The sequence below is a fragment of the Chryseobacterium sp. Tr-659 genome (assembly GCF_011752975.1).
GTDB lineage: Bacteria > Bacteroidota > Bacteroidia > Flavobacteriales > Weeksellaceae > Chryseobacterium.
In genome coordinates, this window is sequence record NZ_VWWP01000003.1 from 53283 (window position 1) to 66672 (window position 13390).

Annotated in this window: 15 protein-coding genes; 5 read left to right on the forward strand and 10 right to left on the reverse strand. The window is 35.8% G+C overall.

Annotation, left to right across the window (positions count from 1 at the left end; translation table 11 throughout):
• Window positions 1-4 precede the first annotated feature (4 nt).
• From F3J23_RS07825 to F3J23_RS07845, 5 genes are read right to left on the reverse strand one after another with little or no spacing between them, the layout of a single operon-like run.
• Window positions 5-1519 (reverse strand): polyamine aminopropyltransferase, encoded by a 1515-nt coding sequence (locus F3J23_RS07825; protein WP_167026726.1) that lies wholly within the window; start codon window positions 1517-1519, stop codon window positions 5-7.
• Window positions 1512-1727: a DUF350 domain-containing protein gene (locus tag F3J23_RS07830; RefSeq protein ID WP_065396003.1), complete on the reverse strand. Its 216-nt coding sequence runs from the start codon at window positions 1725-1727 to the stop codon at window positions 1512-1514. The genes F3J23_RS07825 and F3J23_RS07830 overlap by 8 nt, the downstream gene beginning before the upstream one ends.
• A gap of 12 nt (window positions 1728-1739) precedes the next feature.
• The gene (locus F3J23_RS07835) at window positions 1740-1937 is read right to left on the reverse strand and encodes a hypothetical protein (protein ID WP_194303844.1); all 198 of its coding nucleotides are present in this window, start codon (window positions 1935-1937) and stop codon (window positions 1740-1742) included.
• Window positions 1937-3394, reverse strand: a complete 1458-nt coding sequence (locus F3J23_RS07840) for a DUF4178 domain-containing protein (protein ID WP_167026729.1) — start codon at window positions 3392-3394, stop codon at window positions 1937-1939. The genes F3J23_RS07835 and F3J23_RS07840 overlap by 1 nt, the downstream gene beginning before the upstream one ends.
• A 3-nt stretch (window positions 3395-3397) precedes the next feature.
• Complete coding sequence (locus tag F3J23_RS07845; RefSeq protein ID WP_167026732.1) at window positions 3398-3757, reverse strand: S-adenosylmethionine decarboxylase family protein; 360 nt, start codon at window positions 3755-3757, stop codon at window positions 3398-3400.
• A gap of 224 nt (window positions 3758-3981) precedes the next feature.
• On the opposite strand from F3J23_RS07845, the gene F3J23_RS07850 reads away from it, so the two are divergent.
• From F3J23_RS07850 to F3J23_RS07860, 3 genes are read left to right on the forward strand one after another with little or no spacing between them, the layout of a single operon-like run.
• Complete coding sequence (locus F3J23_RS07850; RefSeq protein ID WP_167026735.1) at window positions 3982-4368, forward strand: cupin domain-containing protein; 387 nt, start codon at window positions 3982-3984, stop codon at window positions 4366-4368.
• Window positions 4369-4371: 3 nt separating this feature from the next.
• Window positions 4372-4845 carry a RidA family protein gene (locus F3J23_RS07855; RefSeq protein WP_167026738.1) on the forward strand — a complete coding sequence of 158 codons (474 nt, stop codon included), beginning with the start codon at window positions 4372-4374 and terminating at the stop codon, window positions 4843-4845.
• The gene (locus F3J23_RS07860; RefSeq protein ID WP_167026741.1) at window positions 4842-5660 is read left to right on the forward strand and encodes a glycine betaine ABC transporter substrate-binding protein; all 819 of its coding nucleotides are present in this window, start codon (window positions 4842-4844) and stop codon (window positions 5658-5660) included. Before F3J23_RS07855 ends, F3J23_RS07860 begins: the two co-directional genes overlap by 4 nt.
• Window positions 5661-5709: 49 nt before the next feature.
• Here F3J23_RS07860 and ctlX read toward each other — a convergent pair whose 3' ends face one another.
• Window positions 5710-6633 (reverse strand): citrulline utilization hydrolase CtlX, encoded by a 924-nt coding sequence (gene ctlX / locus F3J23_RS07865; protein WP_167026744.1) that lies wholly within the window; start codon window positions 6631-6633, stop codon window positions 5710-5712.
• 85 nt (window positions 6634-6718) lie between these two features.
• Window positions 6719-7633 carry a dimethylarginine dimethylaminohydrolase family protein gene (locus F3J23_RS07870; RefSeq protein ID WP_167026747.1) on the reverse strand — a complete coding sequence of 305 codons (915 nt, stop codon included), beginning with the start codon at window positions 7631-7633 and terminating at the stop codon, window positions 6719-6721.
• 280 nt (window positions 7634-7913) lie between these two features.
• Between F3J23_RS07870 and F3J23_RS07875 the strand changes: the two genes are divergently transcribed.
• Both F3J23_RS07875 and F3J23_RS07880 read left to right on the forward strand, forming a co-directional pair.
• Window positions 7914-8081 (forward strand): hypothetical protein, encoded by a 168-nt coding sequence (locus tag F3J23_RS07875; RefSeq protein WP_167026750.1) that lies wholly within the window; start codon window positions 7914-7916, stop codon window positions 8079-8081.
• A 273-nt stretch (window positions 8082-8354) separates the two neighbouring features.
• Complete coding sequence (locus F3J23_RS07880; RefSeq protein ID WP_167026603.1) at window positions 8355-8516, forward strand: hypothetical protein; 162 nt, start codon at window positions 8355-8357, stop codon at window positions 8514-8516.
• 38 nt (window positions 8517-8554) lie between these two features.
• On the opposite strand, the gene F3J23_RS07885 is transcribed toward F3J23_RS07880, so the two are convergent.
• From F3J23_RS07885 to F3J23_RS07895, 3 genes are all read right to left on the reverse strand, one after another.
• Entirely contained in the window at window positions 8555-10720 is a 2166-nt protein-coding gene (locus F3J23_RS07885) for a TonB-dependent receptor domain-containing protein (RefSeq protein ID WP_167026753.1), read from the reverse strand.
• Window positions 10721-10800: 80 nt separating this feature from the next.
• Window positions 10801-11862, reverse strand: a complete 1062-nt coding sequence (locus F3J23_RS07890) for a helix-turn-helix domain-containing protein (RefSeq protein ID WP_167026756.1) — start codon at window positions 11860-11862, stop codon at window positions 10801-10803.
• Between the two features lie 233 nt (window positions 11863-12095).
• Complete coding sequence (locus F3J23_RS07895; protein ID WP_101238434.1) at window positions 12096-13382, reverse strand: citrate synthase; 1287 nt, start codon at window positions 13380-13382, stop codon at window positions 12096-12098.
• Window positions 13383-13390: the final 8 nt, after the last annotated feature.

Genomic DNA, 13390 nt, shown 5'->3' on the forward strand with positions numbered 1-13390 from the left:
CTTTCTACTGTACTTTCCCCCACTCTTCATCAAAATAACGAACTAATATCTGGTTATCCAGACGGTTAACTTCTACTTCTTTCACTTTCATATCCTTATTAAAGTAAGACATTTGTGAAAAATTATAATCATAGAATTTCAGGTTGGGAAGTTTTCTGTAGATTCTGTTGTTGATAGGCTCAAATGAAGCCATCGAAAACCCCCATTCCCCGAAAGAAGGAACATAGGTATGATATGCCGCGGTGAAAGGAAAGATCTGGTTGATGGTTTTCTCTATACACCAGAAAGATTTCGGTGCAAAATAAGGTGATGTAGTCTGAACTACAATTTTAGTATCTAAGGTTGTCAGCTTTTCCAGCTCTTTATAAAACTGCAGTGAATATAATTTCCCCAGGCTGTAATTGGACGGATCAGGAAAATCGATGATAATCACATCATATTTCTTTTTACAGTCTTTTACCCAAATGTAGGCATCTTTATTAATCACTTCCACTTTTGGGTCTGAAAATGAATTTTGGTTCAATCCGCGCATAGTCTCGTTAGTTTTAAAGAACTGTGTCATCTCACCGTCAAGATCTACAAGGGTTATTTTTTTAACATCTTTATATTTTAATACTTCCCGTACTGCAAAGCCGTCACCTCCTCCCAGGATCAGTATATTATCAACATTTTTTGCCATAGACATCGCCGGATGTACCAAAGCTTCGTGATAACGGTATTCATCTGTGGAGGAAAACTGTAAATTATTATTTAAATATAAACGGAATTCGTGGCTGTTTCGGGTTAAAACAATTCTTTGATAAGGGGAGCTCTTGGTGAAAACAACATTCTCTCCGTATAATTTTTCTTCAGAGTATGACAGAATTCTGTCTGAAAAGATGAAAAGCCCTATTAACAGAACAAAAGCAGCAATTGATTTCGCTTTTAATGAATGAGGTTTAGACAATTCCCGCTTTAAATAAAAGCATAAGAATATAGCAATGGAGATATTGATCAATCCAAAAAACAAAGGTGTTTTTACAATTCCCAGTTTCGGAATGAGAACTAAAGGAAAGAGGATTGATGCCAGCAACGCTCCGATATAATCAAAGGCAAAAACATTTGACACGAGGTCTTTAAACTGCACCCGGTCTTTTAAAATATTCATCAGAAGTGGAATTTCCACTCCTACAAGGCATCCTGTGAAAAAGACAAAGAGGTATAAAACGCTTTCAAAATGGGCAAGTGTATTGAACAGGACAAACAATACCACGGAACTGATTCCGCCAACGATTCCTACCAGAATTTCAATCTCAATAAATTTATCTATAAGATTTCCTTTGATGAATTTCGCGAAATAGGAACCTACCCCCATTGAAAAGAGATATACCCCGATAATGAAAGAAAACTGCTTTACGGAATCTCCCAAAAGATAACTTGCCAAAGCTCCGGCCACCAACTCATAAATCAATCCGCATGTCGCAATGACAAATACTGAAAACAATAAAAGCAGCTCAAGAGGAATCCTCTTCTTATCCATGAATTGCAGCGCTTATAATCATTGAAATTCCGATGATAAACGCTCCAAAAACAATAGCCAGCGCTATATTTTTATTCTGGGCGATCTCATGCCATGTTTTTTCCGGAGTAAGCTTTTCGATAATGAAATAGCATATCAGTAAAATAGCAATTCCCAAGAATGAATAAAGAACGGAATTGAATATTGGTATTAAATTGATGTTGTCCATAGTTTTATATTTTTATTTGTGATAGTATCTGTAATATCCAACTCCTCCTCTGGAGTGGCTTCTGGTTGTTCCGTCTCTGTAAGTTTCTGTTTTTGCACAATCGCAAACCTGATTTCCCTGGTAAGTAAGATATACAAACCATGTCAGGAAAAATCCTCCAAGCAGGCAGAGCATCCAGTTTTGTCTTATATAGTCTACAATATTTGTCATTATGATACGGAATAAGGTGAGTTGGAACTATTCTTCCATTTATTTACATTAAAGTAATGTCTTCCGATAAGCATTACCACAAAAAGAATGATCATTATAAACAGAATAAAACCGAAGTTCCAGAATGAAACAGGCAGCCAAGTTGCTTTGATCTTAACATCATTGTTTCCTGAAATAATATCTGTAGTAAGTCTTAGCCCTTCAGTATTGATAAGAGAGTCTATTTTTGATGTTCCAAAGGATGCTTTTACCAGTCTCCCTATTTCTGATGTATCTTTTTCCAGCGCTTTTCCATCTTCGAAAGTTGTAGTCTGGGCTTTATAAACATCATTAACATCCAGAATCCCTGATCTGTCTCTGGAGATCATTACTTTTGAATCGGGTGACTGAAGACCTGAAAAGGCAGGCAAACCTCCTTCTTTTTCTGCAGAGATAAGGAAATGATATTTTCCTGAACCAACTCCGCAAAGATTGAATTCTTCAGACTGACTTCCTTCCGACCAGCTTTCTCCATCTTCGTAACCATGATACTGCTCAATGTCTTTTGATGTGTAAACAATTTCGTTTGTATTTTCATTCACAAGGCTCAGCTGCACGTTAGCCCAGGAATTATCCACTTCTGAGAATACATTCACCTTCAATGGAGCAGATCCTCCAGAAAGAGTAAAGCTTTTACTGATCATTTCTTTGTCTTTCACATCTGTAAAGCTGATAGATTGCTCAAAAACGGTCTCGTTAGTTCTTGTGATATACACATACAACTGAAGAAGACATATCAGCAATGCTGCCACACAGAAGATATTTACAGCGTCTCTGATATTTACATAATAAGGCTGAACAATGCCTATTCCTGTATAATATGGCATATTCGCTATGTTAAAAGCTTTTTTAACTTTATATTTTGGAATATGGGTTCCATAGAAATACTGGGTTCTTTTTCCGGTTTTCTCCTGAGAGATCATACGGGTTCCGTTGACGTATTCTTTGTAGGTGGCAATACTAAAATCCAGTTTTTCGTCAAAGAAACCTGCTGCCGCATGAATACTGCATTGGGAATTTTCGTACCAGCGATAAGTTCGGCCCGCGTACGTTGATAATTTTGAACTTTTACTTTTAAAATCATCAGGATGCATTGGAACCAGGAAAACCCAGTGTCCGTCACTTTCGCTCAGGAAAACGTCTTCTCCTTTACTGTCTTTAAGGTAATATTCACGCCAGAAGATATTTGATCCGTATTTTCTGACAATAATTGCGGTAACGGTATATTCTATCCCTTCAATTATTCCTTTTTGCCCGATTTCCAGAACAACGTTTTCCGTAGGAACCTTCAGAGGTCTGGTATGATCGTTTGTAGTTACGTCAACGAGATGAGAGCAGATTTTGCAAACATATTCTTTAACGGGAAATGTAAGGTCTAGTTTATTTTCCGAATTGCACGCAGGGCAGACATAATGCATGTTCTATCTGTAAATTTTGTGTTTTTGAATGGTATTAGCTTTAAAATATTGAACCACCTCATCTGCAATCTGCTCAACTTTTGCGGTATTATCCTGAGTATAATTACAAAGAAAAACATCAAAAGTAAGCTGTTTAAACTCTGGCCAGGTATGAATGCAAAGATGTGATTCCTTAAGGCATACTGCAGAAGTAAAACTCTGATTTTCAAAAATATGATTGGTAATCCCAACAATTTCCACTTCTTTGGTTTCCAGAATATGTTCTGTAAATGCAAGGAAACCTTTACTGTCTAATAACAAATCTTCTGATTCCGTTTCCAGAGTCAGAAGTATATGTAAACCTTTATTTGATAATGGGTTCAATTAATTTTTCGGTAAATATATTATTTTTTTGGAAGAAAAAGACTTTTTTCAGGTTTCATCAGTAGTTTCGGGGTAAAGTTCACTTTTAAATCTGCTGCTTAAAGAATACTATTATACATAATTCTGTTCTGTAAAATTTTCGATTTAGATAGCATCTATCACGTTTAAATCCTTTAGCATCACATCATTATTATATTTACTCTTTAATAATTCAATTTTCTACAATGGAAAAGTCAACAATAATCAATCCCGCTGGAAACTGGGATTTTTGGGAGGAAAAAGAGAAAAGAGCTTTAGAGAGTGGAGCACAGAATTTCAATTTGGGAGATCGTATCGTATTGGAAAATGATGAATTTACGGTATGGAGCATTCACCTCAGCCCGGGAGATAGTCTTCCTTTTCATATCCATAAGAACCGTTATTTCTGGTCTGCTCTTTCTCCCGGAACTGCCCGCTCGTGGTATAATGACGGCAGTGTAGCTGAAAATCAATATGAGTGTGGGGATACGGTCTATTTTGATGATCTGAATGAAGAAAATCATTTTATTCATAATCTTGAAAATATTGGAGAAACCACTCTTATATTTTTAACTGTTGAATTTAAAAAATAAGGTATGGGCAATATTGAAGATCATATAAAAAGGAAGGGAATTACCCTGCCATTATCCCTCAAAGGAGTAGGAAATTATGCTTCCTGGGTAGTTTCGCAGAATATTGTGTATACTTCGGGACAGCTTCCATGGAAAGGCGGGCAATATGGAACACTTGCCTATGAAGGAAAGATAGGACTGGATATAAGTATGGAAGAAGCTTATGATTGTGCGAGAATCTGTGCTCTTAACGCAATCATCCAGCTTAAAGAGGCTGCAGGAGATTTGGATAAAATAAAAAGAATTATCAGGATAGATGGCCATATTCAAGCGGCCGAGGGCTTTATAAATCACTCTGATGTATTGAATGGAGCTTCAGATCTTATTAATGAAATTTTTGGAGATAAAGGATATCACACAAGATCTGCCGTGGGTATTTACCAGGCTCCGCTGAATGCTCCTGTCTTAATTTATATAATTGCTGAACTGGAATCATGAGAAAAAATATCAATTTAGGATCCATAGACTTGTCTTTTCATAAAGTAGCTGCGGGAGTCTTCCAACATATTCTTGAATTTTGGGGTTATGAAGTAACTATACAAAGTGCACCTCATGAAAAAATGTTTGAACTCCAGAAAGAGGGAAAAGTAGATCTGCTGATTAGTGCCTGGCTTCCGGGGAGCCATGAGGTTTATCTTCAGCCCTACAGTAATGAGGTATTGCAGCTAAACCCTATCTATGAACCCTACTGCATTTGGGGCATTCCTGATTATTTAGCGGAAAAAGGAATAGAATCTATACATGATCTGAAAAATCCGGAAACATGTGGTTTTATACAAAAGGAAATCAATGGAATTGGTATGGGTGCAGGTATTAGCCGCTTTTCAGTGGAAATCATAGAAAAATATGAATTACAGCATAATGGATTCCACTTTACAAGCAATCATCCTGATGATTTTTACAGAATAGTGGAACAGAAAATACTGAACAAAGAAAACTTCATAATTCCGCTGTGGCATCCACAGTTTCTTCACCAAAGTTTTCAAATAATCCCTTTAAAAGATCCAAAGTATTTATTAAGAGGACAGGATAAAGCTACTCCTTTATTGAGAAAAGATTCTTCATCTCTGTTTTCAGAAAAAGAAATAAAAATATTATCTGCTATTTATCTGGGCAACGAAGCTGTATCAGCTATGGATTATTCCTTCAGTAAAGAAGGATTAACGGTCAACCAATCTGCCTTGAAATGGATCACCAATCAATATGGCGGAGTTGAAAAATTTGTTTCACACCTTGAGTTACTAACACATTAATACAAATCTTCTGACCTATATAAGCCAGAAGATTTGATATGATCATTATCTATTTTTTTGGAAGGAAAACCTCTGCAAGCATACATCTTGCGCTTCCTCCTCCGTTTACTTCAATCGTATTCAGGTCTGAATAAATAATTTCACAGTATTTTTCAATAGCTGCAACTTGTTCTGTTGTTAAAGACTGGTACGCAGTCTGGCTCATCACCAGGAATTTTTCTCCTTCTTTATTCTGAACCTGAAGCATATTTCCCGCAAACTGCTGCATCTGTTCTTCAGAAATTTCGACGATCTCTTTTCCGGAACCTTTGATGGTTTCAATTACTTTTTCTCTTTCCAGTTCATCATCAATACAGTCCAGACAGATAACCACAAACTGGTCTGCTACACACATCATTACGTTGGTGTGATAAATTGGAAGTCTTTCTGTTCCTACTGTCTGGAATGAATGGAAAACCACCGGAGTAAAGCCATATTTTGTACAAAATTCTCTGAACAGTTTTTCATCCAGCCTTAAAGAAACTGAACCGTAAGCAATTTTATTATCATGGTCAAAGATCATACTTCCTGTACCTTCCAGGAAATGACCTTGTGTTTCCGAAAAAGACCAGTCATCAATTTCCGCCACTTCAAACCCCAGATTCTGGATGCTTTCAATAATATCTTCTCTTCTTTCCACTCTTCTGTTGGAAGCGAACATCGGATATAGAACTACCTTTCCGTCTTTATGGAAACTTACCCAGTTATTAGGGAAAATAGAATCCGGAGTATGAGGATCTAATGTATCTTTTATGGTGATCACATTGATTCCTTTACTTCTCAGTTTTCCTACAAAAGTGTTGAATTCTGCCAAAGCTTTCGATTGGATATCAGAACCTGTCTGTTCTACCTGAAAGTAATTGTTTTTCGCTGTTTCAGCGTTATAACCGAATGCAATCGGTTCTATCATTAATACGGTATCTGTTGTTTGCATTTTTTTTGATTAAAAGATTGAAAAATTAAAAGATTGAAAGATTAGGAACGCTCTCACTTTCAAACACTAAAACTCTCCCACTCAACTATTCTCTCACAAGCGGCATTGTAGAGCATCTCAACAGCCCACCCATTTTAGAGATTTCTCTGTAAGGAATTTCTTCAACAGTCATTCCCCATTCGTTTCTTAGGTGATTGTTCATTCTTGTAAATGCTTTGTCTGAAACCACTACTTCTGGAGAAATAGAGAAAATATTAGGGAACATTTCAAACATTTCTTCATCATTGATATGGAAGCAGTTTTCTTCTCCGAAAATATCAATGATCAAGCGGTAATCGCTTTCATCTACAAATCCGTTCTTATAGATGATACATTTGTCTTCTCCTACGGGATTGAATGTACAGTCTAAGTGAAGAATCCCTTCAAACGGAACTTTATCATTTTTCTTCAGCTCAAGATCTATGATTCTTTTCTTTGGAAAATATTCTTTTAAAATCTCAATAGCATACTCGTTGGTTCTTGCCGTTTTATAGTTTCTATAGTCCTCACTGAAGCAGGTTCCGATGAAAATAAAATCGTCCCATACGATAACATCTCCCCCTTCAATATGTGCCGTTTCCGGAAGGTTGATAATTTTTCTCCACGCTACTTTTTCAAAAACGCTCTTGTATGCTTCCTGCTCATCTGCTCTGTCTGCGATCACATTGGAAATGATCATTTTATCATCTATCACAAAGGCTACATCTCTTGAAAAAACCTGATTGTAATCTTTAATGATACTCGGACGCAGTACTTCAACGTCATACTTTTTTAAAACGGCTTCAAAAGCGTTCATTTCATTGATAATATCCTCTTCTTTAGGATACATATTATGTTCGATTGAGTAATATGACTTGGCGTCATAACTTTCCTCTAGTGTGGGAACCGGTCCCAATGAATTAGGCTGGCCTAGAACTACTGACTTCAGCCTACCTGTTTCGTTTTTAATGTTTAGTCTCATAAAGATTTATGCAATACTACAAATATAAGTAAAGGTCTCTACCTATAAAACTTTTGGATTATTTTATGTATTAAATTTGATGAGCCTCTGGTTTGATTTTTATGATTTTTTAACAAAAACACCAAATTTAGTTTCCCAAATGTCTATAAACCACTCTATTTCATCTACATAAGAACCTGAATTTCTTTTACAATACCAGATCAACTTCATACATTAGTGATATAATTTTGCAAGATTATAAAAAATAAAACTTTACTATTAACATCAAAAATCAAAGTTTATGAACAAGAAGACCTCTGTGCTGAAGAATGCACAAAAACTAAGCAGAGAACAGCAAAAAACTGTTGTGGGAGGAGAATTTATGCCGGGAACTAAAAGATGCTGTGAGTGGGATCATGTCACCGGAGAATGCTTCCTCTGGATATGCAGCAGATGTCAGTGCCCATAGAAAATAGAGGCCGTTTCCGTAATTGGGAAACGGCTTTTTTTATATTCCACAACAACTTCATTTTTTTATACAAAAAATAAGCAGTTTAATATTTCTCCTTTATTTGTCATGATTACGTTCATAATACAAGTATTATTTTTATGCAACATATTATATTTCACTGATTTAATTACAAACATTTTATTGAAAACAAAAAAATATTCCTATATTAGTGATATAATTTTGCAAGATTATAAAAATAAAACTTAACTATTAACACCAAAAATCAAAGTTATGAACAAGAACAATCAGGTGCTGAAAAATGCACAAAAGCTAAGCAGAGAACAAAAAAAATCAGTAACAGGAGGAATTGGTATAAGACCCAGATACTGCTGTGAATGGGATATGGACGGTAATTGCATCATCTGGACATGTGGTAATTGTGTATGCCCATAATAAATTACAGGAACCTGCTTTTTTAAGCAGGTTTTCTTTTATCTGGCTCTGTTTTCTTCTTCTGTTCTTTGTGTTTCTTTAACCTGATATTTTGTACTTCCAAAATTATAGCTGAGTGAAATAATTAATCGGCTGCTATCCCACCAGTGGGTAAAACGGTTATCCATAATTTGTTTATGTCTGAATTCCAGCCGTTGATCATAAGAATCAAAAATATTATTATAGCCAATTTTGGTATTCAGTTTATTATCAAACCAGGATTTCTGTACAGACAGATCAACAGTGTAACGAGGTTTTATGATGTAAAGGCTATTACCTGTTTTGGATTCATAGTTTGCAAAGAGATTAATGGTATATCCTTTCGGGAGAGAAAATACCTGATTCAACCTGAGTTCAAAATTATAAATACCCATTGCAAAAACTTCATCCAGATAGGGTCTGAATTCATAGTTATAATATCCTGTAATCTGGCCTGTCATATTCCACCACTTTGCAATTTTTACCGGAAAACTGGTCTCCAGAATGGCAAAATTACGGTAAGGAAGATTGGTTCCCAGGTATTCTAAAACATTTGTTTTCGGATTATACAGCGGATAACGGGTCATTACATCTTTTTCTTTTCCTACTGTAAAGCTGGTAATCCAGTTTTTATAACGATAAGCAATTTTGATCTGGCTGGTAAAAGAGGGCTGAAGGTAAGGATTCCCAATCCAGTAATTCAATGGGCTGAAATAAAACCGAAAAGGATTAAGCTGGGAAAAAACCGGTCTTGTTATTCTTCTGCTGTAGGACAGGGAAAGGTCGCTGGATGTATTAAACGTGTAGCCGGCACTGAATGACGGCAGCCATTCCGAATAATTTCTTGAGACAATAGAGTCTATGGTAACAGCATTGGAAATACTATTTGTATTTTCAAACCTCAACCCTGCATTAAGCTGAAGTTTCCCAAATTTTTGCCGATAAGCCAAATATCCCGCCCATATTTTTTCCCGATAAGAAAACTGATTGCTTCTTTCAGGATCAAAAACAAACTGATTAGACACCGATAAAGTATCATATCTTATATTATTATTGGTTTTTGAGCTGCTGTATTTAATTCCTGCTTCGAAATCTGCATTTCCTACCTTTTGTGAAACATCCATCTGAGCGGTATAAATTGTAATCTTATTAAGAAGATCAGATTTCCAATAGGATAAAAGGTCATTGGCAGGCTGATCTCTATTGATAAAATCATCATTCTGTGTATTCTTTACCGAGAGATAATTCCCTAATAAGCTTAATTTAAATCCTTTATTCTGAAAAGAGTAATCTGTACTTATTCCATAATTATCCTGTAGATATGCTGTGGGGTTTTCACTCATTGTATTAAAAATCAGTTGAGCTTCATTTTTATCAGTGGTATAAAGTGAACCCAACCGGTTACGGTTATTTTCCCTGAAATTACCTCTAAGGTTTAAACCTATTCTGTTTTTATCATTCCATCTGAAATCTGCTCCTGTTTGTACAGTATATACTTTAGCATTGTCATTCTGATAAGTACGGGTACGCATGATATTCGTATTTGCAAGCCGTTGCAGCGCGTGATACCGATAAGTGGAAATACCTTCATTATATCCTGTCTGCAGATTATAAATTACTTTTCCTGTATTATAAGAAAGATTGAAGGTGTTTTCTCGATAATTGAATTTATTTACATAGACATTCCCGTTATAATTTCCCTTCCAGCCAAGGGCTGCGTTCTTTTTTAATTTAATATCTATAATTCCTTTAAATTCTGCATCATATTTTGAAGACGGATTGGTATTCACTTCTACAGATTCTACCATCTCCGGCGATAAAGATCTCAGATAGGCCTGTAATTCCTGATTACTCATTACTACAGGTTTTCCGTCAATAAGAATTGCAGGGGTTATTCTTCCTCCTACAAAGATTCCGTCTTCCTGGTCAACAGTTACACCTGGAGTTTTTCTCAGAACATCAAGAAGATTTGCAGATGTTTTGAAATTCCGATTTCCGGAAACGGACATCACTACATTTCCATCATTCAGTTTGATATTCTTTGGAACTGATTGAATAATGACTTCTGAAATATTTGTTGTAGCAGGCTTTGATCCATTGAGAGAATCCGGAGTCTTTTTTTCCTGTGCTTTTCCAAAAACGTACAGAAATAGCATGAGCAGAAAGAACCATAATTTGATCATCATAAATTTTAGATTTTATGAGATCAAAAGTATCGGCTTAGGGTAAAATTTCGGTTTTGAAGTTAAAATTCCGCAGTACGAAATTATAAATTTGAACTCTGAAACTCAGGTTCTGCAAAGGTTTGCGTCTGTTTGTATAAAAGTGGTGTTGTATTCTTAATCTTCTTGAAGGTAGAAAAGAAGGTAGATTTAGAGTTGAATCCTACTTCATATCCTATCTCTTCAATTTTTAAATAAGAACCATTTTCTATTTTTTCACAAGCCTCATCAATTCGGTATTCATTGATATAAGTAGAAAAACTTTTCCCTAGATTATCATTCAGCAGCTGGGAAAGCTGATGGGCAGAGATATTCATTTTAGAAGCGAGGTCATTCAGCTTCAGATTCGGATTTTTATAAAGTTCTTCTGCCTCCATTAATTTTTCTAATCTGGATACAAAATTATCCGCTTTTTCATGCGAAATTTTCTTATTGGAATATCTTTCCATCTCTTTTACCGGAGTCTGTTGATATTTTTTATTGAATAGAATCAGAAAATTAGCATACAAAACGAATGAAAATACAAGGCTTCCTCCTGCACAATAGATCTGAACCCAACCTGTGGAAATCAGTTGATAAGTCAAAAAGATAATTACATTACTGATCAGAACAGGAAGAACAAATTTATTGGGGCATCTGATATTCTGCTTTGCATACAAATAATACTGGTAAGCCGTAAGAAATACAAATATGGACCACACGGTATAAATAAAGGTTCCGAAATAATGATCCCATGTTACCGGGAAGAAAAGATACAGCAGCCCAACGCTTCCCAGAATCAATGTCAGGATTCCAAATAGCTTACGACAGTTTTTCTGATCAAAATGTTCCTGCTGAAATGAGGATTTAACATAGTAATACAAAGCCGGTCCTGTGAAAAATAACGCTGCCAGTCCCAGATAAGGAATCAACCGCGGTAAATCGGGATAAAAATAAATACATACCGAAATACCAACTCTTAAGCTTAACATGAGGAGGAGAATTCCGAGGAAAAAATCCGGTAAATATTTTAGTTTTTTCACAAACAACAGGTATATTCCCAGCAAAAGCCCATTGAATGCTCCTACTGCACTGAAAAAAAATAACATCTGTTGTCCGAAAGTCATGATTGATTAATTTTATTTTAAACACATAAATTCTGCAGAGTAAATTTAATAATTTATTTCATTCAAATTCAACAACATATATATATTCTATTAGATTTCATGTTTGGGCACCATTCACTGGCTTAATTATTTATGAATTAGATGGCTGAAACTTACTCTTATTAACTATTCCGGTTAGAAAAACAAAAAATCCCAAAGCAAGCTTTGGGATTTTGATATGGTATAAGCAAATATTATCTGCTTGCGATATCGATATAGTTTCTTTGTTGAGCTCCTTGGTAAACCTGTCTTGGTCTTCCGATTGGGTCTCCTTTCAATCTCATTTCTTTCCATTGAGAGATCCATCCTGGCAGTCTTCCTAATGCGAACATTACTGTAAACATTTCTGTAGGAATTCCTAACGCTCTGTAGATGATACCTGAATAGAAGTCTACGTTCGGATATAGTTTTCTTTCTACGAAGTACTCGTCTTCAAGAGCTACTCTTTCTAACTGCATTGCAATGTCTAGAGCTTTATCCTGGATACCTAATGCTTTAAGGATATCGTCAGCAGCTTTCTTGATGATTTTCGCTCTTGGGTCGAAGTTTTTGTATACTCTGTGTCCGAATCCCATTAGACGGAAGCTATCTCCTTTATCTTTAGCTTTAGCTACATATTTAGATACATCACCACCGTCTTTCTCGATAAGCTCAAGCATTTCGATTACTGCCTGGTTTGCTCCACCGTGAAGTGGTCCCCAAAGTGCAGATACCCCGGCAGAGATAGAAGCAAAAAGACCTGTGTGAGCAGAACCTACCATTCTTACTGTAGAAGTAGAACAGTTTTGCTCGTGGTCAGCGTGAAGGATTAATAATTTATCTAATGCATTTACAACTACCGGATCGATTTCGAAATCTGCGTTTGGTAATCTGAATGCCATTTTGTAGAAGTTCTCTACGTAGTTTAGGTTGTTATCTCCGTGGTTTAATGGTAAACCTTGAGTTTTTCTGTAAGTCCAAGCACAAAGGTGAGAGAACTTAGCGATCATCAGCTCAGCTGCGTGATCCATTTCTTCTTTAGAGTTTACGTTAACTGCTTTTGGATTGAAAGCTGTTAAAGCGGAAGTTAAAGAAGATAAAACTCCCATAGGGTGAGCAGAACGAGGAAAAACATCAATGATTTTTTTCATCTCATCTGCGATGAAGTTATATTTTTTGATATTGTTGTCAAAAGAAGTAAATTGGTCCTGAGTAGGTAATTCTCCATGTAATAAAAGATACATTACTTCTGTGAAGTTAGATTTTTCAGCAATCTGCTCGATTGGATAACCTCTGTAGAATAATTCTCCTTTATCTCCGTCTAAGTAAGTGATGTCGCTAATAGTAGCTCCTGTATTTTTGTAACCTAAATCCAGAGTGATTAAACCTGTCTGGTCTCTTAATTTTGAAATATCAATCCCTCTGTCTCCGATAGTACTATCCACGATTGGATATTCATATGAATTACCGTCGTAATTCAATATTACTTTGTTGTCTGACATTATTTATT